21 protein-coding genes and 3 pseudogenes are annotated in these 21,591 nt (G+C 71.0%); 15 read left to right on the top strand and 9 right to left on the bottom strand.

All coding sequences use genetic code 11. From position 1 onward, the window contains the following. Positions 1-6 precede the first annotated feature (6 nt). The 8 genes from QQY66_RS09545 to QQY66_RS09510 all read left to right on the top strand — a co-directional run bounded on the left by QQY66_RS09545 (position 7) and on the right by QQY66_RS09510 (position 10,013). Positions 7-1,206, top strand: a complete 1,200-nt coding sequence (locus QQY66_RS09545; protein WP_301978702.1) for a hypothetical protein — start codon at positions 7-9, stop codon at positions 1,204-1,206. After that, positions 1,203-2,060: a phage tail domain-containing protein gene (locus QQY66_RS09540; RefSeq protein ID WP_301978701.1), complete on the top strand. Its 858-nt coding sequence runs from the start codon at positions 1,203-1,205 to the stop codon at positions 2,058-2,060. The genes QQY66_RS09545 and QQY66_RS09540 overlap by 4 nt, the downstream gene beginning before the upstream one ends. A 38-nt stretch (positions 2,061-2,098) precedes the next feature. After that, positions 2,099-3,184 carry a hypothetical protein gene (locus QQY66_RS09535; protein WP_301978700.1) on the top strand — a complete coding sequence of 362 codons (1,086 nt, stop codon included), beginning with the start codon at positions 2,099-2,101 and terminating at the stop codon, positions 3,182-3,184. 31 nt (positions 3,185-3,215) lie between these two features. Then, positions 3,216-4,220 (top strand): hypothetical protein, encoded by a 1,005-nt coding sequence (locus QQY66_RS09530; RefSeq protein ID WP_301978699.1) that lies wholly within the window; start codon positions 3,216-3,218, stop codon positions 4,218-4,220. Then, a complete protein-coding gene (locus QQY66_RS09525) occupies positions 4,217-5,356 on the top strand; it encodes a hypothetical protein (RefSeq protein ID WP_301978698.1) in 1,140 nt (379 codons plus the stop codon). Before QQY66_RS09530 ends, QQY66_RS09525 begins: the two co-directional genes overlap by 4 nt. Next, on the top strand, positions 5,353-5,520 hold the full coding sequence (locus tag QQY66_RS09520) for a hypothetical protein (RefSeq protein ID WP_301978697.1): 168 nt from the start codon (positions 5,353-5,355) through the stop codon (positions 5,518-5,520). Before QQY66_RS09525 ends, QQY66_RS09520 begins: the two co-directional genes overlap by 4 nt. A gap of 111 nt (positions 5,521-5,631) precedes the next feature. Continuing rightward, a complete protein-coding gene (locus tag QQY66_RS09515; protein WP_301978696.1) occupies positions 5,632-9,054 on the top strand; it encodes a DNA polymerase III subunit alpha in 3,423 nt (1,140 codons plus the stop codon). After that, complete coding sequence (locus QQY66_RS09510; RefSeq protein WP_301978695.1) at positions 9,051-10,013, top strand: hypothetical protein; 963 nt, start codon at positions 9,051-9,053, stop codon at positions 10,011-10,013. The genes QQY66_RS09515 and QQY66_RS09510 overlap by 4 nt, the downstream gene beginning before the upstream one ends. A gap of 17 nt (positions 10,014-10,030) precedes the next feature. On the opposite strand, the gene QQY66_RS09505 is transcribed toward QQY66_RS09510, so the two are convergent. Next, entirely contained in the window at positions 10,031-10,405 is a 375-nt protein-coding gene (locus QQY66_RS09505) for a cupin domain-containing protein (RefSeq protein WP_301978694.1), read from the bottom strand. A 95-nt stretch (positions 10,406-10,500) separates the two neighbouring features. Between QQY66_RS09505 and QQY66_RS09500 the strand changes: the two genes are divergently transcribed. Together QQY66_RS09500 and QQY66_RS09495 are read left to right on the top strand one after the other, a co-directional pair. Further along, positions 10,501-10,944: a MarR family winged helix-turn-helix transcriptional regulator gene (locus tag QQY66_RS09500; RefSeq protein WP_301978693.1), complete on the top strand. Its 444-nt coding sequence runs from the start codon at positions 10,501-10,503 to the stop codon at positions 10,942-10,944. 44 nt (positions 10,945-10,988) lie between these two features. Then, positions 10,989-11,708 (top strand): triacylglycerol lipase, encoded by a 720-nt coding sequence (locus QQY66_RS09495; RefSeq protein WP_301978692.1) that lies wholly within the window; start codon positions 10,989-10,991, stop codon positions 11,706-11,708. Between the two features lie 111 nt (positions 11,709-11,819). Here the strand turns inward: QQY66_RS09495 and QQY66_RS09490 are convergent. Continuing rightward, positions 11,820-12,306, bottom strand: a pseudogene (locus tag QQY66_RS09490) (lytic polysaccharide monooxygenase); the annotation flags it as partial. A 3-nt stretch (positions 12,307-12,309) separates the two neighbouring features. On the opposite strand from QQY66_RS09490, the pseudogene QQY66_RS09485 reads away from it, so the two are divergent. Next, positions 12,310-12,417 (top strand): annotated as a pseudogene (locus QQY66_RS09485) (lytic polysaccharide monooxygenase); the annotation flags it as partial. A 5-nt stretch (positions 12,418-12,422) separates the two neighbouring features. Here the strand turns inward: QQY66_RS09485 and QQY66_RS09480 are convergent. Both QQY66_RS09480 and QQY66_RS09475 read right to left on the bottom strand, forming a co-directional pair. Further along, positions 12,423-14,207 (bottom strand): hypothetical protein, encoded by a 1,785-nt coding sequence (locus QQY66_RS09480; protein WP_301978691.1) that lies wholly within the window; start codon positions 14,205-14,207, stop codon positions 12,423-12,425. Between the two features lie 256 nt (positions 14,208-14,463). Continuing rightward, on the bottom strand, positions 14,464-14,610 hold the full coding sequence (locus QQY66_RS09475; RefSeq protein ID WP_301978690.1) for a hypothetical protein: 147 nt from the start codon (positions 14,608-14,610) through the stop codon (positions 14,464-14,466). 173 nt (positions 14,611-14,783) lie between these two features. Between QQY66_RS09475 and QQY66_RS09470 the strand changes: the two genes are divergently transcribed. Further along, positions 14,784-15,233 (top strand): GNAT family N-acetyltransferase, encoded by a 450-nt coding sequence (locus QQY66_RS09470; protein ID WP_301978689.1) that lies wholly within the window; start codon positions 14,784-14,786, stop codon positions 15,231-15,233. A gap of 24 nt (positions 15,234-15,257) precedes the next feature. Here QQY66_RS09470 and QQY66_RS09465 read toward each other — a convergent pair whose 3' ends face one another. Next, positions 15,258-15,392 carry a hypothetical protein gene (locus QQY66_RS09465; RefSeq protein ID WP_301978688.1) on the bottom strand — a complete coding sequence of 45 codons (135 nt, stop codon included), beginning with the start codon at positions 15,390-15,392 and terminating at the stop codon, positions 15,258-15,260. A 171-nt stretch (positions 15,393-15,563) separates the two neighbouring features. Between QQY66_RS09465 and QQY66_RS09460 the strand changes: the two genes are divergently transcribed. Continuing rightward, complete coding sequence (locus QQY66_RS09460; protein WP_301978687.1) at positions 15,564-16,208, top strand: bifunctional 2-polyprenyl-6-hydroxyphenol methylase/3-demethylubiquinol 3-O-methyltransferase UbiG; 645 nt, start codon at positions 15,564-15,566, stop codon at positions 16,206-16,208. 3 nt (positions 16,209-16,211) lie between these two features. Here the strand turns inward: QQY66_RS09460 and QQY66_RS09455 are convergent, their stop codons facing one another. Then, entirely contained in the window at positions 16,212-16,712 is a 501-nt protein-coding gene (locus QQY66_RS09455; RefSeq protein WP_301978686.1) for a DUF402 domain-containing protein, read from the bottom strand. After that, the gene (locus QQY66_RS09450; protein ID WP_301978685.1) at positions 16,693-17,622 is read right to left on the bottom strand and encodes a GNAT family N-acetyltransferase; all 930 of its coding nucleotides are present in this window, start codon (positions 17,620-17,622) and stop codon (positions 16,693-16,695) included. The genes QQY66_RS09455 and QQY66_RS09450 overlap by 20 nt, the downstream gene beginning before the upstream one ends. Before the next feature lie 70 nt (positions 17,623-17,692). Between QQY66_RS09450 and QQY66_RS09445 the strand changes: the two genes are divergently transcribed. Then, positions 17,693-18,064 carry a GntR family transcriptional regulator gene (locus QQY66_RS09445; RefSeq protein WP_301978684.1) on the top strand — a complete coding sequence of 124 codons (372 nt, stop codon included), beginning with the start codon at positions 17,693-17,695 and terminating at the stop codon, positions 18,062-18,064. Positions 18,065-18,076: 12 nt separating this feature from the next. Here the strand turns inward: QQY66_RS09445 and QQY66_RS09440 are convergent, their stop codons facing one another. Both QQY66_RS09440 and QQY66_RS09435 read right to left on the bottom strand, forming a co-directional pair. Continuing rightward, the gene (locus QQY66_RS09440) at positions 18,077-18,847 is read right to left on the bottom strand and encodes a DUF72 domain-containing protein (RefSeq protein WP_301978683.1); all 771 of its coding nucleotides are present in this window, start codon (positions 18,845-18,847) and stop codon (positions 18,077-18,079) included. Positions 18,848-18,913: 66 nt separating this feature from the next. Next, positions 18,914-20,007: pseudogene (locus QQY66_RS09435) on the bottom strand (DUF5925 domain-containing protein). Positions 20,008-20,162: 155 nt separating this feature from the next. Between QQY66_RS09435 and QQY66_RS09430 the strand changes: the two are divergent. Beyond that, complete coding sequence (locus QQY66_RS09430; RefSeq protein ID WP_301978682.1) at positions 20,163-21,584, top strand: xylan 1,4-beta-xylosidase; 1,422 nt, start codon at positions 20,163-20,165, stop codon at positions 21,582-21,584. Positions 21,585-21,591: the final 7 nt, after the last annotated feature.

The following is a 21,591-nucleotide window of genomic DNA, read 5'->3' as shown; positions in this document are numbered from 1 at the left end:
TCGAGCATGAGAACCGCACTGGTGCAGGCAACGGGCGCGCTCACCCGCTTCCGGAGCGCCATGACCCAGACGAGCACGGCCGGCAGCCGGCTGCGGAGCGCGGCGACCAGCGCCAGTGGTTCGGTCGACCGGCTCAGAAACTCGGCGACTCAGGCGAGTACGGCCACAAGCCGCCTCAGGACCTCGGCCACCCAGGCGAGCAGCGGCCTCAACCAGGTGCGGTCCGCTGCCAACAGGGCCTCTCGTGATGTCCAGTCGGCGGGCCGCAGCGCGGCGTCGGGCGGTGGGTTCTTCAATCGGTTCAGTCAGGGGCTGCGTACGGCCACCACGGCCCAGCGCGGGCTCAACACCGCCATGAAGGCCAACATCCTCGGTGCCATCCTCGCGCTCATCATGCCGCTCATCACCAAGCTCATCGACATGGCCATGCAGTCGAAGACCGTGCAGGCCGTCGTGCAGGCGGCGTTCAAGATTATCGGGCAGGTGGTGGGGACGGTCATGAAAGGGGCGTCGGCCGCCATCAATTGGCTGGTCGATGCCGGGAAGAGCGTGGTCAATTGGCTGAAGGCCAACTGGCCGTTGCTCGTGGCGATTCTCACCGGGCCGGTGGGGATCGCCGTGCTGGCGATCGTGAAGCACTGGGACCGGATCAAAGAGGCGGTCGGGACGGTGCGGGACTGGATCGTCGACAAGTGGAACGCGATTGTTGACTTTCTACGGGGGGTACCCGGGAAGATCTGGGGCTTCTTCGCCGAACTGCCCGACCGGCTGATGGGTCTGGGCGGCGACCTCATCATGGGGCTCATCAACGGCATCAAGAACTCGGCCTCGGCCCTTCTCAACACCGTGAAGAACTTCATCATCAACACCATTCCCGGGCCCATCCGCAGCATCCTCGGCATCTCGTCGCCGTCCAAGGTGATGATGGGCTTCGGCGGTGACGTCGGCGAAGGTCTCGCGCTGGGCATGGAGGGGGCCGGGAACCGGGTGGCGGGGGCCGCCGGGCGGCTCGCCACCGCCACCGCGCGGAGTGCGATCGGACCCGGTTACAGCCTCGCCGGAGTCGCCGCCCGCTCGGGGGCCGGTGCCGGTGGCGCCACCGCGGCCTCCCCGGTCACCGTCAACGTCCACCCCCGCCCCGGACAGTCCGAGTACGAGATCGGCCGTATCACCGCCCGTGAACTCGCCTGGGCGGCCAAGCGATGAGCGGGCAGCAGCTCCAGCAGCCGGTGTTCGAGGTGGACGGCTGGGCCGGGAACACCGTCGACGACTCCGGCGTCGAATGGTGGGTCACCAGCGAGCAGGGCTGGGCCGGCACCCCGCCCCTCCGGCTCACCCTGACCGACCGGCCCGAGCGGCACGGCGCGTTCGACGCCCCCTCCTACCGGGGCTCTCGCGTGATCACCCTGGAGGGCACCGCCGTCGTCCCCGGCCGGGCGGCCCGCGAAGCGGCCAAGGACCGGCTGGCCGCCGTACTCGCCGACGGCAGTACGCTCACGCCGCTCGTCGTCACCGAACCGCACCGCACCCGGCGGGCGTTGGTCCGGCTCACCGCCGAGACGAAGATCGTCGACCGCAAGTCCGGCTTCGAGTTCTCCCTCACCATGACCGCGCCGGATCCGCTGCGGTACTCGTTCGGGCTCAACTCCAGTACCTGCCCGCTGCCCTCCTCCAGCGGTGGCGTCGTCTTTCCGCTCACCTTCCCCCTGGACTTCGGATCGGGCTCCTCCGGCGGCCGGCTGCTGCTGGAGAACCAGGGCACCGTCCCCACCTGGCCCGTCTGGCGGATCGGCGGGCCCTGTGTCCAGCCGGTGATCACCAACACCGCGACCGGTGAGGAACTCGCCTTCGAACTCACCCTCCAGGAAGGCGAGTTCCTGGTCATCGACACCGACGCGCGCTCGGTCCTCCTCCAGGGCACCGCCTCCCGCCGCTCCGCGCTGCGGCCCGGCTCGGACTGGTTCCCGCTGCGGCCGGGCTCGACGCCCGTGCTCTTCCGCGCCCGCGACTACGCCCCGGCCGCCCGGCTGACCGCCGAGTGGCGCGACGCCTGGCTCTGACCCGCACACCAAAAGAGCTACAGAAGGAACGCACCCGCATGGCTGACTCTAACTTCGAACGTGACTCCGGATGGCTCTCGGGCAGTGTCGTCGACGCCGAGGATGCCCGGCTCGCCACCGGTGTGCTCGCCGCGGCGTCCGCCGACCCCGGCAACCCGATCGCCGCCCGTACGGGAATCAAGCCGGGCCCCGGCAACCCGGGCGCCGTCGAGGCGACCGCCACACCGTCCCGCAACGTGACCGTGCGCCCTTTCCAAGGCGTCGTCCAGGGCACCCGGAGGACCGCGGCGGGCGCGTATCTGATCACGCTCGCCCAGCAGAAGACCCTCGACGTGCTGACCGCGGCCCCCGCCGACTCGTCCTACCCCCGCATCGCCCTCGTCGTGGCCCAGCAGACCGACCGGCAGTACGGCGACGCGAGCGACGGCATGCTCGTCCATGTGGTGGCCGGGGCCCCCGCGGCGACGCCGGGCGCGCCCACGGTGCGCGGCGACCACATCCCGCTCGCCGCGATCACCGTCCGGGCGAACGCTGGGTCGATCGCCCGAGGCGACATCAAGGACCTGCGTGTGTCCACCGTCGCCGCGGGCGGAATGCTGCCACTGCAGACCCACGAGAACCTCCCAGCCGACGGCTACACGGGCCAACGCCTGTACGACCTGGAGACCGGGCTCGACCTCGTACGCGTCGGCAGCGCCTGGCGCCCCGCGGTCACGGGCTCGGTGCAGTTCTTCGGCCCGGCCGACGCGGGCTGGCCGCAGACCGGCACGGCGGGCGCCGACTCCTTCGTCTTCAACCAGGTGACCGTCCCGGCGGCGCCCTACCCTCGGATGCTCTCCTTCTCGGGGCAGGTGATGGTGTCCACCTCGGGCGACGAGCGATGGGACCACGTGGTGCGCGGGCCGGACGGAGCGGGCCTCACCTGTGCCACTTTTCACGGCGGACACACGAAGCTCACCACCACGGTCACGATCGGCCACCAGCTGATCCCCGCGACGACGGGGCCCTGGGTGCTGCAGCAGACCCTCAGCCGGGGCGGCGGCATGACGACCGGCACCGCGGCCGTGCCGACGGGCTCCGCGGCCTTCACCGGTCTGCGTGTGATGGCGTTCCCCGTTCCGTGACATCCCCGAGGCACTGAGGAGAGACATCCCCATGAGCACGCCCATCCCAGAACGAGACTCCGGCTGGGTCTCCAACAGGGCCGTCAGCGCCGAGGACGCCCGCCTCGCGACCGGCGTGCTCGCCGCACCCGGGGCCGGACCGGTCCAGGCCCGCAGCGGCATCCGCGCGGCCACCGGCGACCCCGGCCGGGTCCAGGCCACCGCCACGGTGTCCGGCAAGGTCACCGTGGCCCCCTTCCAGGGCGTGATCCAGGGGACGAGCGCCACCGCGACCGGCGCCTACCTCGTCACGCTCGACCAGGAGAAGCTCCTCGACGTACTCGGCACGCACCCCGCCGACTCGGCCAACCCGCGCAACGACCTGGTCATCGCCCGGCAGCGGGACGAACAGTACGGCGACGCCACCACCGCCATGACCGTCGAACTCGTCAAGGGAACGGCCGCCGCCACCCCCACCGACCCCGCGGTGACCGGCGACCACTTCCCGCTCGCCCGGATCAAGATTCCGAAGAACGCCACGTCCGTCGCCAACGCCAACATCGAGGACCTGCGCCCCTGGACCACGGCAGCCGGCGGCATCCTGCGGGTCTGGGGCGCGGCCAACCGGCCCACGTACCCCTACACCGGCATGTACATCCACCGATGGGACACCAACCATCTGGAGTGGTACGACAGTTCGGCGGGCTGGCGGGCGGTCAACGACGACACCGGCTGGGTCACCCTCCCCCTGCTTCCCAACTGGAACGTGTACAACAACGAGACACCGGCCGTACGCCGGGTCGGCGCCACCGTCCACATGCGCGGCGCCCTGCAGACCGCCGTCGCCCTCTCGGCCAACGCCATCTCCATGATCGCCGTCCCGGCCGGTTTCCGCCCGGCGGTGGGGCACCACTGGTACACCGCGCTGGGCGGTGTGACACGAGGGCTCGAACTCATGCTCCGCACCGACGGCACCGTGGTGCTGTTCGCTCAGGGCGTCCAGTTGCCGGCCACCCAGTTGATCTACCTCAACACCACCTGGCTGGTGGACCAGTGACCCGCATCCCGACCCGCTACACCTACTACACCGCCGACCTCGCCACCGGCGCCGTCACCGACGAACTCCCGCTGTACGACGTCACGTTCAGCAGCGAACTCAACGAAGCCGGCGAGTTCCGCGCCCGGTTGCCCCTGGGCGACCCGCGCGTCACCGTGCACCGCCCCCGGGAACTCACCGAGCCCGGACGCACCGCCCTCTACGTCGAGCGGGACGGAGTGCTCGTATGGGGCGGGGTGATCTGGACCGTCAAGTACACCTCCGCCGACCAGCACCTGGAGGTCGGGGCGGCCGGCTTCCTCTCCTACTTCGACCACCGCCGTGTCCTGCCCGCCGACTTCGACCCGGACGCCACCGATCTGTCCTCGGCCGACGTGCCCTTCATCGACCGAGACCAGTCCGACATCGCCCGCGCCCTCGTCGCCACCGCCCAGGCGCACCCCGGCGGCGACATCAGGGTGCGCCCCGAGTCCACGGCCGGCTCCGGCATCACCCGCACCCTCGTCTATCGCGGCAGCGACCTCAAGAGCACCGGCGAGGCCCTGCGTGAGCTGGCGAGCCTGGAGAACGGCCCCGACTTCGTCTTCGACATGACGTACGGCACCGACGGCCGCCCCGTCCGCCGGCTGCGCGTCGGCATCCCGCACCTCGGCCAGCAGGGCACCCCGCACGTGTGGGAGTACGGGGCCAACCTGATCGGCTACACCTGGCCGGTCGACGGCGCCTCCACCGCGAGCCGGGTCTTCGCCCTCGGCGAGCAGGGCGAGGGGGAGAACAGCCAGCTCGTCGCGGTCGCCGAGGACCGCGCCACCGGACGCCCGCTCACCGAGACCGAGGTCTCCTACGTCCATCTCACCGACGCGGCCCTCCTGGCCTCCCAGGCCCGCTCGGCCCTCGCCGCCGTCTCGGCCCCCGTGGTCCTGCCCGAGCTGACCGTGCGGGCCGACCTGGACCCGGTGCTCGGCTCCTACCAGGTGGGCGACGACGCCACCGTCGTCATCAAGGACGTCTTCTTCCCCGAGGGCACCCAGTTCGACGTACGGATCACCGGGATCGAGGTCACCCCGGGCAATGACGCGGGCGAGGAACAGGTCCAGCTGACCGTGACACCCACTACGCACAGGAGCATCCCGTGACCAGGATCAACCGCCCCGACACCCTCCTGACCGAGCTCCGCGACATCAAGCGCCGGCTGCACGCCCTGGAGACCGCGCAGCGCACGACGCCCGGCACCACCGCCCAGGCGACCGTCAGGGACGCCGAGGAACCCGCCGAGACGGACGCTCCTGACTCCGAGTAGCCGTTTCCGCAGGTGAAGGACGTTCGCATGGCAATCGCACAGACGTTCGGGATTTGGTCTATGGTGAGGGTGAGGCAGTCGGGAACTGATGTTCGATAGCGGGAGGTGCGGATGCCTGGCTTCACCCATCTGCACACCGTCTCCGGGTTCTCCCTGCGCTACGGCGCCTCGCACCCGGAGCGGCTGGCCGAGCGCGCCTCCGAACGGCATATGGACGCCCTCGCCCTCACCGACCGCGACACCCTCGGCGGCACGGTCCGCTTCGCCAAGGCCTGCGCCAAGGCGGGCGTCCGTCCGCTGTTCGGCGTGAACCTGGCGGTGGAGGAGCAGGAGTCCGTACGTCGACAAAAGCGCCGTACCCCGGTCCGCGGCGGTGCCTTCATCGACGAGTCGACACCGCGGGTGACCTTCCTCGCCCGGGACGGCGCCCGCGGCTGGGCCGGCCTGTGCCGTCTCGTCACCGCCGCCCACACCGCCGAGGACACCCCGCTGCTGCCCCGGTCCGCCGCCCCCGCCGAGGGTCTGGCCGTCCTGCTCGGCCCCGACTCCGACGTCGGCCGCGCGCTCGCCGCGGGGCGCCCCGACCGGGCGGCGAGGCTCCTCGCCCCCTGGCGGGAGGCCTACGGCGACGCCCTGCGCCTCGAAGCCGTCTGGCACGACCGCACGGGCACCGGCCCCGGCTCCCTGCGACTGGCCGCCCGCACCGTCGGCTTCGCCGCCGAGCAGCGGATCCGGCCCGTGCTCAGCAATGCCGTCCGCTATGCCGACCCCGGCCTCGGCCCGGTCGCCGACGTCCTGGACGCCGCCCGCCGTCTCGTCCCCGTCGACCCCGCCAAGGGACTGGACTCGGGGGAGGCCTGGCTCAAGGACGCGGGCGTCATGCTCGAGGCGGCCGAGCGGATCGTCGAAGCCGCGGGCTTCCGGCGCGACACCGCACTGCGTCTGCTGGAGCAGACGCAGGCCACCGCCGCCGAGTGCCTGGTCGACCCGGAGGACGACCTCGGCATCGGCACCGTCCACTTCCCCGAACCGCATCTCGTCGGCGCCGGCCGCCGCACCGCACAGCGCGCGCTGGCCTCCCGGGCGGCGGCGGGCATGGTGCTGCACGGCTACGACCACCGGCGCGCCTACTGGGAGCGGATGCACGAGGAACTGGACATCATCGCCCACCACGGCTTCGCCTCCTACTTTCTGACGGTCGCTCAAGTCGTCGACGACGTGAAGAAGATGGGCATCCGGGTCGCCGCGCGCGGCTCCGGCGCCGGCTCCCTCGTCAACCACCTCCTCGGCATCGCCCACGCCGACCCCGTCGAGCACGGGCTGCTGATGGAGCGCTTCCTGTCCAAACGCCGGCTGGTACTGCCCGACATCGACATCGACGTGGAGTCCGCGCGCCGGCTGGAGGTCTACCGCGAGATCATCGGCCGGTTCGGCACCGAACGGGTCGCGACCGTCTCGATGCCGGAGACCTACCGCGTCCGCCACGCGATCCGGGACGTCGGCGCCGCCCTCTCCATGGACCCGGCCGACATCGACCGCATCGCCAAGTCCTTCCCGCACATTCGCGCGCGGGACGCCCGCGCGGCCCTGGAGGAGTTGCCCGAACTGCGCGGGCTCGCGGGTGAGAAGGAGAAGTACGGCAGGCTCTGGGAGCTGACCGAGGCCCTCGACGCCCTCCCGCGCGGGATCGCCATGCACCCCTGCGGAGTGCTCCTGTCCGACGCGTCCCTGTTGAGCCGTACGCCGGTCATGCCCACCAGTGGCGAGGGCTTCCCCATGTCGCAGTTCGACAAGGAGGACGTCGAGGACCTCGGGCTGCTCAAGCTCGATGTGCTCGGGGTGCGGATGCAGTCGGCGATGGCGCACGCGGTCGCGGAGGTGGAGCGGACGACGGGGGAGCGGGTCGACCTGGACGCGCTCGATTTCGAACGGGGGAACGGCGACCCGGCGACGTACGAACTCATCCGCTCCACCGAGACGTTGGGCTGCTTCCAGATCGAGTCGCCGGGGCAGCGGGACCTGGTCGGGCGGCTTCAGCCGGCCACCTTCCACGATCTCGTGGTCGACATCTCGCTCTTCCGGCCGGGGCCGGTCGCCGCCGACATGGTGCGGCCGTTCATCGAGGCGCGGCACGGGCGGGCGCCGATCCGTTATCCGCACCGGGATCTGGAAGGGCCGCTGCGGGAGACGTACGGAGTCGTCGTCTTCCATGAGCAGATCATCCACATCGTCGACATCATGACCGGCTGCGGACGGGCCGAGGCGGACCGGGTGCGGCGCGGGCTGTCCGACCCGGAGTCGCAGGGGCGGATCAAGGTGTGGTTCGCCCAGCACGCGGCGGCGAAGGGCTACGACGCAGAAACGATTCAGCGGACCTGGGAGATCGTCGAGGCCTTCGGCTCGTACGGCTTCTGCAAGGCGCACGCCGTCGCCTTCGCCGTACCGACCTACCAGTCGGCGTGGCTGAAGGCGCACCACCCGGCCGCCTTCTACGCTGGGCTGCTCACGCACGACCCCGGGATGTATCCGAAGCGGCTGCTGCTGGCGGACGCGCGGCGGCGGGGGGTGCCGATCCTGCCGTTGGACGTGAATGTGTCGGGGGTCGCACACCGTATCGAACTGGTGTCTGAATCCGGAGTGTGGGGGCTGCGGTTGGCCCTCTCCGACGTGCACGGCATCAGCGAGGCCGAGGCGGCGCGGATCGCGGACGGGCAGCCGTACGCCTCGCTGCTGGACTTCTGGGAGCGGGCGCGGCCCAGCCGTCCACTCGCCCAAAGGCTGGCCCAAGTCGGCGCGTTGGACGCCTTCGGGGCCAACCGCCGTGATCTGCAACTGCACTTGACCGAGCTGCACCGAGGCGCCCGGGGTGCGGGCGGCGGCCAACTCCCGCTGTCCGGCGGGCGGAAGACCGCGTCGGCCGGGCTGCCCGACCTCTCCTCGGCGGAGCGGCTCAGCGCCGAACTGGGAGTGCTGTCCATGGACACCTCGCGCCATCTGATGGACGACCACCGCGCGTTCCTCGACGAACTGGGCGTGGTGTCCGCGCGGCGGCTGCGGGATGCCAGGCACGGGGAGACGGTGCTGGTCGCGGGCGCCAAGGCGGCGACGCAGACCCCGCCGATCCGGTCCGGCAAGCGGGTCATCTTCTCCACCCTGGACGACGGCACCGGCCTGGTCGACCTCGCCTTCTTCGACGACTCCCACGACGCCTGCGCCCACACCGTCTTCCACTCCTGGCTGCTGCTGGTGCGCGGAGTGGTGCAGCGGCGCGGCCCGCGCAGCCTCAGCGTGGTGGGCGCCGCCGCCTGGAACCTCGCCGAGCTGGTCGAACTGCGCGCCGAGGGCGGCCTCGACGTGGTGGCGGCCCGGCTCGCGGAGCCGGTGCCGGAAGGAGGCGGCGATTCGACGGGCGGACGGCGAATCCAGATGCCCACCGGATACGAAATGCACCCGTGGGCCGATCTGCGTCCGGCGGGTCAAGAGCCTTCACAGATACGGAAATTGTGGCACCAGAGTCCGGGGAGTGCGGGATGACCATCCTCTGCGTACGTTTCCAGCTGCCGCCGGTGCACGAGGCGGCCCTGCCGGAGCTGATCGGGTTGCTCGAGGAGTTCACGCCGGTCGTCGAGGCGCTGCCGCCGGACGGGGCGCTGGCCGATCTGCGGGGCGCCGAGCGGTACTTCGGGCGCAGCGCCGTCGAACTGGCGGCGGTGATCCGCGTCCGCTCCCTGGCCCTGCACGGGGTCGACTGTGCGATCGGCGCCGGGCCCGGCCCGATGCTGGCCCGTATGGCGCTGCACGACGCCCGGCCCGGGGTGACCCATGAGCTGCCCGAAGGGCCGGACGGCATCGCCGAGCTGCCCGTCACCGCGCTCCCCGGCGTCGGCACCGCGACCGCCCGCACCCTGTGCGAGTACGGCCTCGACACCCTCGGCCTGGTCGCCGCCGCCCCCCTGTCCACGCTCCAGCGCCTGGTCGGCGCGAAGACCGGCCGTGAGCTGCGCGAGAAGGCGAACGGCTTCGACCGCGGCCGGGTCGTACCGAACGCCGTCTCCAGCTCCCTCGCCGCCGAACGCCCCTTCCGCCGCGACGAGCTGGACCCCGACCGGCACCGCCGCGCCCTGCTCTCGGCCGCCGAGGAACTGGGCGCCCGGCTGCGCGCCCTGGAGAAGGTCTGCGGCACCCTGACCCTCACCGTGCGCTACGCCGACCGCACCGCGACCACCCGCACCCGCACCCTCAAGGAACCCACCGCCCACTCGGCCGCCCTCATCCGGACCGCGTACGACATGTACGAGGCCCTCGGCCTCCAGCGTGCCCGGGTACGGTCGGTCACCCTGCGCGCCGAGGCCCTCGGCCCCGCCGAACAGGCCTCCTACCAGCTCACCTTCGACCCGGTGGACGAGAAGGCCCGCCGCATCGAGGAGGTGGCGGACCGCGCGCGAGCGAAATTCGGCCCGCACGCGGTGATGTCGGGGACGCTGGCGGCGTAACTCTCCTCGGTGATCTGTCAGTTGGCCCACGGCGGCACGATGCGCGTGCCGTCGGCCAGCTCCGCCTCCAGGCCGATGGAGGTGGTGACCCAGGTGAGCGCGGTCCGGTCGGTCGGGTTCTCGACGCCGAAGGTCGCGCCGGGGTTGATGATCAGGGTGTCGCCGGCCGTGACGCGGTCGGTACGGCCGTCGAGCGTGATCAGCAGCTCGCCGTCGAGCAGGTGCAGGATTTCCTCCCGGTTGACGGTGTGCGCGGGCGCTTTGGTCCCGGGCGGGATCTCACCGCGCCAGGCGCAGAGTTCCTTGCTGCCGGTGCGGGGGGTGGCGTACGAGACGAAGCGGGCGCCGTGGATCTCGTGGGTGACGGCGTCGGTCGGGCGGATGACGGGCATGGGTGGACCTCCTGGCCGTGATGGTCAAGCTGCTTGACTATATGGAACATGGTCAAGCAGCTTGACCGATCCGTCAAGGGTGTTTCAATGCCCCCGTGCAGAACTCCGAAGCCCTCGCCCTGACTGCCGCCCTGCTCTCCGCCGCGGCCGACCTGACGCAGCGCATCAACGACGGCGTCGTTGCGCGCGGGTTCGAGGTGCGACCCGCGCACGGCTTCGCGTTCACTCGGCTCGCCCCCGGCGGGGCGACGGTCACCGACCTCGCTGTCCATCTCGGGGTCACCAAGCAGGCCGCGAGTCAGCTCGTCGAGGAGCTTGTGCGCAAGGGGTATGTCGAGCGCCGGCCGCATCCCGATGACGCGCGCGCCCGGCTGGTCGTGCTGACCGAGCGGGGGTGGGCCTGCACGCGGGCCGCGGAGGAGGCGGCTGCGGATGCGGTGCGGGAGTGGGTCGACGTGCTCGGTGAGAGTGAAGTGCGGGCGTTGTGCGACCGATTGGGACGCATCGCGCCCTATGGCCCTCTCAGGCCCATCTGGTGACGTTTCGTCAGTAGCGCTACCACAGTCGTTGACTAGCACTGACCTTGACGCCCGTCGTCCTGGTGCACGGCACCTTCGGGAACTCCGTCGACAACTGGCTGGGTCTGGGCCTCGCGCTGTATCTGAAGGACCGCGGATACTGCGTCTTCTCCCTCGACTACGGCCAACTGCCGGGCGTCCCCTTCTTTCACGGCCTCGGACCTGTCGACAAGTCGGCCGAGCAGCTGAAGACCTTCGTCGACAAGGTGCTCACCGCGACCGGCGCCACCGAGACCGACCTCGTCGGCCACGCGCAGGGCGGCATGATGCCCCGCTACTACGTCAAGTTCCTCGGCGGCGCCGCCAAGGTGAAGGCACTCGTCGGCATCGCGCCCAGCAATTACGGCACTGACCTCAACGGCCTGACCAAGCTGCTGCCGTACTTCCCGGGCGCCGAGGACCTGCTCACCACCGCCACCCCGGCGCTCGCCGACCAGATCGCCGGCTCCGCCTTCCTCGCCAAGCTCAACGCGGGCGGCGACACCGTCCCCGGCGTCAGCTACACCGTCCTCGCCACCAAGTACGACGAGATCGTCACGCCGTACCGGAGCCAGTTCCTGAGCGGATCCGGCGTGCGCAACGTCCTGCTCCAGGATCTGTGCCCGCTCGACTTCTCCGAGCATGTGTCCATCGGGCTGTTCAGCCGGATCGCCTTCCACGAGGTGGCGAACGCCCTCGACCCGGCCCACGCCACCCCGACCACCTGCGCATCGGGGGCCAGCTGAACGGCGCCGGGGCCTGACCGGCCTGAGCCGCCGGTCAGGCCCCGGAGCCCCAGGGGTGTCAGCGGGCGTGCTGCGCCTTTTGCTCGTTCGCCTCCGGCGTGCCCCTACGGCTCACTCGCGGCCACCGCTCACCGTGCGCCGCCGGACCGACGCGAACAGGGCCGCAGCCCTCAGCGCGAGGGCGGCTGCGCCGCCGACCGCGATGTAGGGGGTGCTGCTGTCGCCGCCGGTCTCGGCCAGGATCTCCGAAGTGCCGGCCGCCTTCGGGTCGTTGGCGACGACCGCCTCGGTCTGAGCCGCGGTGGTCGGCTCCGCGGACGTACTCGCGTCGTCGTCGCCGTGACCGTGGTGTTCGACGGTCGACTTGTCGGCACCATCCTCGATCTGCTCCTCGGAGGGCGCGGACGGGGTCGCGGAGGAGCCAACGGTCGTCGCGCTGCTGCCGCCGAAGGTGACGTCCGAGCAGGAGTAGAACGCCTCCGGGCTGTCCGAACGCTGCCAGACCGCGTACAGCATGCTTGCCAGAGCGCTCGGGCAGGCGGCCGGAGAACGTGTAGTAGCCGCCCGAGGCGGCCGGGTCGGTGACCGTCGCCACCGGGTCAAGTGCCGTGTCATGGACCCGCACAAGGGCACCTTCAAGCTGTACATCACCAAGGCCGGTTACGACCCGGCACAGCCGCTGGCCTGGGACGACCTGGACCTGAACAACCGTTCCTAAGTTGATTGGCCGGTTTCGGCCGTTTCGGGCATTCCGAACAGCTCGAGTTGCTGGTCGTGGATGCTGGGCCCCCGAACGGTGGTGGGGCCGTGGGGCGGGTGCTTTCCGGGTGGGCGTGTTCGCGTCTGACGCACCCCGGGTGTGGTGCCGCGCGTCGTCCTGACCGGAGCCGTCCGCTCCATACGGCCTGGGCTGCGGTGACTCGGCGCTGCGGGGACGGCTGGCCCGGTGCGATCCTCCGGTCGCACGGCCCCCACCTCAACACGCCCTACGGCGTGGGTGGCGGGGGTTTGGCGGGGTCCGTCTTTCCTGCGCCGGGCCGTGCAGCCCAGACCGCGTCTGCCGACGACCACCGCGGCTGCATGATGCCCCGTGACGGTGGTGGTCGTGCTGGTGGAAGTCTGTTCTTTCAGGGGGTTCAGCCAGTGCTGGGCGCCCCACTTGCTGGTGTATGCCGGGTCCACCGCGATCACGGACAGTCCGGCGTGGTGGGCCATGCCGGTGAGCCGGTCGCGGAACTTCGCGGTCGGGATCCCGGCCACCGTGCGGCGGAAGGTCTTACCGCGCCTGCCCCGGCCCAGTTTCTCCCGGCCGGTGGTGCGGGCGTCGGCGAAGTCCAGGTCCTCGATCACCAGGGCCGCGCAGGCGTGGAGCTGGGCGAGGTGGATGAGCTGGGAAACGGCCTCGCGGAGCCGGGCATCCCGTGTCGGGGCGGGAAGGCCCGCCAGTTCCAGGGGGACGGTGCGGGGCGTGCCGACGGGGTTGCCGTGCGGGTCGAGGATCCAGGCGGCGAGGTGGCCGGCGTTGACGTCGACCGCCAGTACCCGGTGCTCGCGCAGAGTGTCCAAGGTGGGGATGGGAACCGGCTGGCCCTTCTTCACCGTGGACCAGGAGGCGTCGAGATACCAGCGTCCGCGTCCGGGGTCGTAGGTGATGTCGTAGCGTACCGGGGCGCCCGAGGTGATCCGGTCGGCCCACTGCTCGCCCCGGTGGGTGAAGAGTGCCGCCGCGTCCAGGAGATACCGGCCGCGCGGGGCATTGGCGTACTTCTGGCGCAGGGGTTCGGGCAGGACGAGGGCGATGGCGCCGTCGGTGGGGTTGATGCTGATGGTGTAGTTCCCGAACGGCGCCCCCGCCTCCCCGTCCGCGGTCAGGAACATCCACCGCGCCGACCATTCCTCATCCCAACCGCCCAGCTCTGCTTGCCATGCGGCCTCGGACAGCGGCTTGGGTCCGGGCGCGTTGTCGTAGAGGTGGTGGCGGGAATTCAGCAGCCTGCGCCCGCCCCGGGTGACCCGCACCCGGCCGCGATCCCGCTCCCGCACCGCTTGGCGTAGATCGCCTTTCAGGATCTGCAGGCGCTGCTGCTTGGCCCGCCGCTCCGCATGGTCGGCGTAGCCGCGCACCGTCTTTCGTCCCCGGCGGACGCTGGTCCCGGGCGGGACAGCGAGACGGGCCTCGATCGCACTGATCGCCCGGCGCAGGGACCCGATCCGGGCGTTCAACGCCCGCCTGCCCAGCTGGTACTGGTCCTCGGAGGTGCGGGTGATCGCACCCGCCCACCGCGACGACGACTGCGAGGTCAGGGCCTTCTTGCGCTCCGCCCGCCGGGTGTTCGCCGCCGGTACGTTCCCCATCCGCACCCGGGCCGCCAGGTCCGCCCCGGCCAGCGCCCCCAGATGCTCGCCAACCGCCCGCAGCACCACCGCGTCCGTCGGCGAGAGGTGCAGCCGGGTCCGGATCCGGCAGCCGGACGGCGGGGCGACCACGAACGGGGCCACCAGCGCACGGTAGGGGCGCAGCTCACACCTCTTCCCGCCACGCGCCCGCTTTCCCACGCCACACACCCCCGCCCCATCCGTGACGATCTCGACGAGCCGAAGCTAACGCCACATCTCACCCCTACGGCGTACGTGTCTGCGATTGGCAGACAACTGATCGATTCCGTACGGGAATGCCCAAAGATGATCACCCGCCAGGCCTCGCACCGCAGGCCACCCTGACCTGCCCGAAAATGCCCAACCGTGACCGACCCATCTAGGAACTGCTCCCAGCCCGGCTGACCGGGTCGCCCATCGAGCCGTGCGCGGACGCGGGCGCGGCGGCCAGCGCGGCCAGCGCGGTCAGGGCGAGCGGGGCGATGCCGACGGCTGCGACGGCGGCGACCTTGCGGCGTACGGGCATGACGGAACTCCTCGGAACGGTCACTGGATCGATGGGCCGGAACCCGTGGGGGGGGGATCAGCAAGCTAGCCCCGGACGACCGTGAAATCGCCTGCTGGAGGCGGGGGAGGGAGATCCTTATGGTTGCTTTAAGGGAGTGCTCAGACTGGGATCAGGTAGCTACGGTTCGAGACATGACAGACGACGAGATCCGGCCCGCCGCGGTCGCCGACGTACCGGCTGTGAAGAGCGTCACCGACGCGGCGTACCGCCCCTATATCGAGCGCATCGGGGTGGTGCCGGTGCCCATGGAGGCGGACCACGCGGCGAACGTGGCCGCGGGGAAGGTGTTCGTCACGGGCGATCCGGTGATCGGCCTGGTCGTGATCGAGACGCACGAGGACCATCTGTTCCTCGACAGCATCGCCGTCCACCCCGACGCCCATGGCAAGGGCGTCGGGCGACGGCTGCTGGAGTTCGTGGACGCACGCGCGCGTGCGCTCGGCCTGCCCGAGGTCAGGCTCTACACGAACGTGATGATGTGGGAGAACCAGAAGATCTACCCGAAATACGGCTACGAGGTCATCGAGCATCGCGCGGACGGGCCGTACGACCGCATCCACTACAGCAAGCGGCTGCACTGACGCGTCTTGACCTCACCCGCCCGGTCAGCCGTCCGGCCACCATGTGCGCGCGATGTCCTTTCGGACCTCGGAACGCTCGGCGGGGCGCTCGTCGGCCTGCTCACGGAGCCGGCGGACGTCCGTCTTCTTCAGGGGCTTCTGCACGGTGACTCGGCGCATGGCTGCCTCCTTCAGGGCTACCGGGTTCCGCGTTGTCACGGAGGTAGACCCTTTCGGCGAGGGTTCCTCATCGGCGCCCGGCTGTCAGTGGCGGTCATCACGATTTCGACCTTCATTCGAGCGAGCCTCGACCAGGACTCGAGTGTCAGTGGTGGCTGTCACGCTGTGAGCATGAGTGATGACGAGAACACGCACGCCGGAGCGGTCGCGGACTGGGACGCGGCGGCCCTCACCTTCGACGACGAGCCCGACCACGGCCTGCGCGACCCCGACGTGCGCCTGGCCTGGGCCGACCGGCTGCGCGCCTGGCTGCCCCCGCGGCCGGGCGACGTCCTCGACCTCGGCTGCGGTACCGGCAGCCTGTCGCTCCTCGCGGCCGAGCAGGGGCACCGCGTCACCGGCGTCGATCTGTCCCCGGCCATGGTCGCGCTGGCGAGAGCGAAGCTCGCCGGCCGTGACGCCGTGTTCCTCGTCGGTGACGCGGCGGCGCCACCGGTGGGCGAGGACCGGTTCGACACCGTGCTCGTACGCCATGTCCTGTGGGCCCTGCCCGACCCCGGCCGCGCCCTGCGGCACTGGCGAGACCTGCTGCGCCCTGGGGGTACCTCCCACGCTTTCGGCAGTGGGGGAGGGCGCCTCGTGCTGGTCGAGGGCGTGTGGGGCACGGTCAGCCCGGTCGGCATACCCGCCGACCGGCTCACCGAGCTGCTCGCGCCGCTCGCTGGAGAAACGCGCGTGGAACGGCTGTCGGACCAGCCCCGGCTGTGGGGGAGGGCGGTGGAGGACGAGCGGTATGCGGTGGTGGTCCGGCTGTGATCCTCAGGCCAGCAGCGCTTCGAAGTCGCCCGTGAGCGCCAGGGCCTCCAGCTCGTCCAGGGCGGCCATCGCCGAGGCCGCGGCCTCGGGATCCCGCCGCTCCAGCCCGCTCTCGGCGAACTCGTCCTCGTCCAGACGTCGTACGTCCGTGCTGTCGGCCGATCGCCAGAGGTCGAGGTCCAGGTCCTCCACGACCAGCTCGGCGCCGGAGAGCACGGCCGGGCGCGTGATGTCGCAGTACCAGCCCTTCAGCTCGCCTCGGGCGTCGCGGACCTCCTTCACCGAGTACCAGCGGTCGCGCCAGTAGTACTCGGTGAAGACGTCACCGGACTCGAAGCGTACGAAGCCGAAGTCACGGGTGGTGTCGCCTGCCCAGGGGGCGCGCACCGTGATCCGGGTGCCGTCGTCGCCGAGCAGCTGCGCCGGGTAACGGATCTTCGTGCGGCCCGCCTTGACCAGGACGACATCTACAAAGGTCTTCGAGTCAGCCGAGTTCGCGGACATAGCGCACCTCCGTCGCGCAGATCTCGTACCCGAACCACTTGTTGATCGCGAGCATCGGGCCGTTCCCTGCGTCGTTGCCCGTGAACGCCTCCGTGAATCCGGCGGCGCGGGCGCGGTGCAGGGAGTCGTTCTTGGCGAGCTTGGCGAGGCCCCGGCCGCGGAAGGCGCGGGCGGTGCCGGTCATCACGGTGCCGTAGCGGGTGCCACCGTCCGTGCGGGCCGCGCTGAAGGCGGCGGGGCGGCCGTCGACGAGTGCCACCGAGGTCAGCTCGGGGCTGAACAGGGGATGCCGCCAGGTGCTCTCCAGCCAGGCCTCGTAGTCCGTGAACTCGTAGTCGACGTCGCTCGGTTCGTCCGACGTCGTCTCCGCGTCCAGCGTGAACAGCGGGCGCGGATCGTCCGCGAAGTCGGCGGCCGGCCGCAGTTCGACGCCCGGTGGGAGGTCCTGCAGCGGAGGGAGGGAACCGTCCACCAGGTCCAGGCGGAGGAAGTGCGCGGAGCGGCTCGCCCGATAGCCGTGTCGCTCGGCGAAGGCGTGGTTGCCGGGCTCGTCGAGGACCCACGCGAAGAGGGCTGTGGCGCCCTGCGCGGCCAGGTGTTCCTCGGCGGCACGGACCAGCAGGGCACCGGCGCCGCGACGGGTCCGGTCCGGGCGCACGTACACATTGACGTAGCCCTGGCCGGGGTCCGGGCTGTCGTAGACCATGCCGACCTGCGCTGTGCCGATGACCTCGCCGTCCTCTACCGCGACCAGGGGGCTGTAGTGCGCGTCGGGGTGGGCGTGATTGACGTCGTAGGCGATGGAGTCCGGGGTGACGAGATAAAAGGGGAGTGCCAGGTGGCGGACGTGGGCGAAGCCCTCGACGTCGGCCCGGATTTCGGGGCGCAGCTCGCGCACGGTGACTGTCATATGCGCGCACGCTACGTGGACCGTGCGCCGGGATGCCTCTCATTTTCCTGCGGTGCGGGACAATCGGCCCGTGACCTTGAAGATCCACATCGATGACAGTGCCCCGCCGTACGAGCAGGTGCGTGCGCAGATCTCCGAGCAGGCGCGGGCGGGGGTGCTGCCCGTGGGGTACCGGCTGCCGACGGTGCGGGGGCTCGCCGAGTCGCTCGGCCTGGCCGCGAACACGGTCGCCAAGGCGTATCGGGCGCTGGAGGCGGACGGGGTGATCGAGACGCGGGGGCGGAACGGGACGTTCGTGGCTGCCGCGGGCTCCGCCGCTGAACGGGAGGCCGCGTCGGCCGCTCAGGCGTACGTGGAGCGTGTGCGGCGGCTGGGGCTCGGCGAAGAGGAAGCACTTGCCGCCGTCCGGGATGCGGTGCGGGCTGCATACAGCAAGGGCTGAGAGGACAGACGGTCACGTCGTCGGCACCTGCTCCGGTACCCGCGTCACCCTCAGCCCCGCCTTCCTCGCCACCCCCGCGAACAGCACCGCGTCCTCCACCGCCGCTCCGCCCGGGTCGTTGTTGAAGTAGGCATAGACGTCGTGGCCGTCGGTCCAGGTGTCGGTGATGCGGTGGACCCAGGTGGTCAGGGACTGGCGGCCGTAGCGGGGCCAGGGCTGGGCCCGGCCTTGGTGGAAGCGGATGTAGCCCCAGTCGGTGGTGCGCCACAGGGGGGTCATCGGGCGGGCCTGGATGTCGGCCCAGCACAGGGCCGCGCCCCGGGATTCGAGGACCTGGCGGATCGACTCGGTCCACCAGGAGTGGTGGCGCGGTTCGACGGCGACGCGGGTGCCGCGCGGGAAGCAGGCGAGGCAGGCGTCAAGGAGACCGGGGTCGGCGCGGAGGGTGGGCGGCAGCTGGAGGAGGACCGGGCCCAGGCGGTCGCCGAGGCCGGCCGCGTGGGTCATCAGGCGGTGCACCGGTTCCTCGGGGTCCCGCAGCCGCTTGATGTGGGTGAGATAGCGGCTCGCCTTGACCCCGACCACGAAGTCCGGCGGGACGCGCTCCCGCCAGGCCTCGAAGTTCTCCCGCGTCGGCAGCCGGTAGAAGGCGTTGTTGATCTCGACCGTCGCGAACCGCTTCGCGTACTCCTCCAGCCAGAGCCGCGTGGGGCAGTCCGCCGGGTAGAGAACGCCCCGCCAGTCCTTGTACTGCCACCCCGACGTGCCGACGAACAGGGTCATACGTCCATCAAAGCACCGGTCGCCCGAAACCACCGGCTACAGCTACCGCCTGGCTACAGCTACCGCCTAGAGATACAGCCCCGCGTCCGCCCGCCCCCGCGGCTCCGGCAGCGACGTCGGTGACGTGCCCCGGCGCAGTGCGTACAGCTCGGCCAGGGTCGCGCCCTCGCGGTCGATGCCCTCGTCCGTGCCGAGCCAGTTCACCGACTCCGCGTGGGTCAGCGGCCCGACCTCGATGCGGGCGAGACAGCGGCCGGGGCGGACGACGGCCGGGTGGAGGCGTTCCAGGTCCTCGTTGGTGGTGACGCCGACCAGGACGTTGCGGCCCTGTCCGAGGAGGCCGTCCGTCAGGTTCAGCAGCCGCGACAGCGCCTGGCCGGCGGTGTGCTTCGCCTCGCCGCGGATCAGTTCGTCGCAGTCCTCCAGGAGCAGCAGCCGCCAGCGGCCCTTGCCCGTCGAGTCCTCCTCGCCGATCGCGATGTCCATCAGATAGCCGACGTCACTGAAGAGCCGCTTGGGTCCAGCACGCAGTCCACCTGGCACCAGTCCCGCCAGGACCGGGCCAGCGTGCGCAGCGCCGACGTCTTGCCGGTGCCCGGCGGGCCGTGCAGCAGGAGCAGACGGCCCGCGATGTCCTCCGGGGTCGTCTTCATCAGGCGGTCCATCGCGTCCGCGACCGGCGCGGTGTAGTTGGGCCGCACCTCGTCCCACGTACCCGCGGAGATCTGCCGTGTCGTGCGGTGCGGGCCGCGCCTGGGGGAGACGTACCAGAACCCCATCGTCACGTTCTCCGGCTGCGGCTCGGGTTCGTCCGCGGCGCCGTCCGTGGCCTGGTCTAGGACCTTCTCCGCCAGCTCCTCGCTGGTCGCCGTGACGGTGACGTCGGCGCCCCGGTTCCAGCGGGAGATCAGCATCGTCCAGCCGTCGCCCTCCGCCAGCGTCGCGCTGCGGTCGTCGTCGCGGGCGGAGCGCAGCACGCGGGCGCCCGGCGGCAGGAGGGTGGCCCCGGACCGTACGCGCTCGATGTTCGCCGCGTGCGAGTACGGCTGTTCGCCCGTCGCGAAGCGGCCGAGGAACAGCGCGTCGACGACGTCGGACGGCGAGTCGCTGTCGTCGACGTTGAGCCGGATCGGCAGAGCTTCGTGAGGGTTCACAGACATGGGGCCATGATCCGGCACGCGGGCGCCGTGCGCACCCGGTTTCCGCAGTGGGCCCGGAGTGTCGGGTGTGTGGTGTATCGCCGGTGTTGGTGGTGTCCGTCCGGTAACGGGAACAGCCTCCCGAACGGCCGTTTCCGCCGATATTGTTGCCCCCGATGGGACGTCATGGGTGGAATTCGGGGGCAGGGCGGTGGCGGCTCACCGCGCTGCTCGGTGTGGGTGCGGCCGCGCTGGCCCTGGTCGTGACCCTGCTCAACACGCTTCCGGGGAACGGCACGAGTACCGACGGCACCTCACGCGCGGGCGACAAGGTGCACGGCACACCGGCCCCCACGCCGGACAAGCCCGAGCCCGAGGTCGGCTGGGGCTTCACGCACACCCAGTTCAGCGCCGACGAGGGCAGTTCCGCCGCCGTCGCCCGCGTCGAGGGGCTGCTGTCGCAGGGCGGGGGCCTGCCGCAGATCCAGCACATCATGGGCTGGGGTGCCGACAACCCCGAGCCGGTGAAGGGGCGTTACGACTTCGAGGCGATGGACAGCCGTATCGACTTCGTCCGTCGGTCCGGCGGCACCCCGGTGGTCACACTGTGCTGCGCGCCGGACTGGATGAAGGGCGGCAAGGCGGGTGTCGACGACACCGACTGGAGTCAGGCCGCTCTGGAGACCGCGCCGGAGCCCGAGCACTTCGACGACTACGCCGCGCTCGCCGCGACCGTCGCCAGGCGCTATCCGGACGTGCGCCACTTCATCGTCTGGAACGAGTTCAAGGGCTTCTGGAACGACGCCGAGGCCCGCTGGGACCACGAGGGCTACACCAAGCTCTACAACCTCGTCCACAAGGCGCTGAAGAAGGTCGACAAGGACATCCTGGTCGGCGGCCCGTACCTGGTCATGGACAGTCTCGATCCGCGTGAGGACGACGCGTCGAGGACGTTCAAGGGGCCCTGGGGCGCGATGGACCAGCGGATCCTGGACGCCTTCGACTACTGGAACGAGCACAAGGCCGGCGCCGACTTCGTCGTCGTCGACGGCTCCAGCTACACCAGGGACGACGAACTGCTGCCCGACGAGTTCGCCGCCGCCGACAAGTTCACCGCCGTCGGCCAGTGGGTGCGCGAGCGGGCCCCCGGACTGCCGTTGTGGTGGGCCGAGTACTACGTCGAGCCCGCCGACGGCAACGACGACCGGCACGACTGGTCCGAGCCCCGCCGCGGCGCCGTCCAGGCCGCCGGGATGATCGCGATGGCCAAGGGCGGCGCCTCCTCCGGCTTCTACTGGAACCCGGAGGAGGAGAAGGGCACCGAATGCCCCGGATGCCTGTGGACGCCCACATCCGGGAGTCGGGGTGGCCAGAAGCTGCCCATGTACGACCTGGTCTCGCGCTTCAACGCCGAGTTCCCGCCCGGCACGCGGTACGAGAACGTCTCCGTCGCGAAGGCAGACGTCTCCAAGGTCCGGGTCCTCGCCACCGACAAGGTCGCCCTCGTGGTCAACACGCGGGACCGGCAGGTCGGCGTGACGGTCGACGGCCATCGGATCACGATGCAGGCGTACGAGGTGAAGTGGCTCCGGCGTTGAGCCACTT

This window comes from Streptomyces sp. DG2A-72, assembly GCF_030499575.1.
In the GTDB taxonomy this organism is placed as follows: Bacteria; Actinomycetota; Actinomycetes; order Streptomycetales; family Streptomycetaceae; genus Streptomyces.
This window is presented reverse-complemented; position numbering and strand designations above follow the sequence as displayed.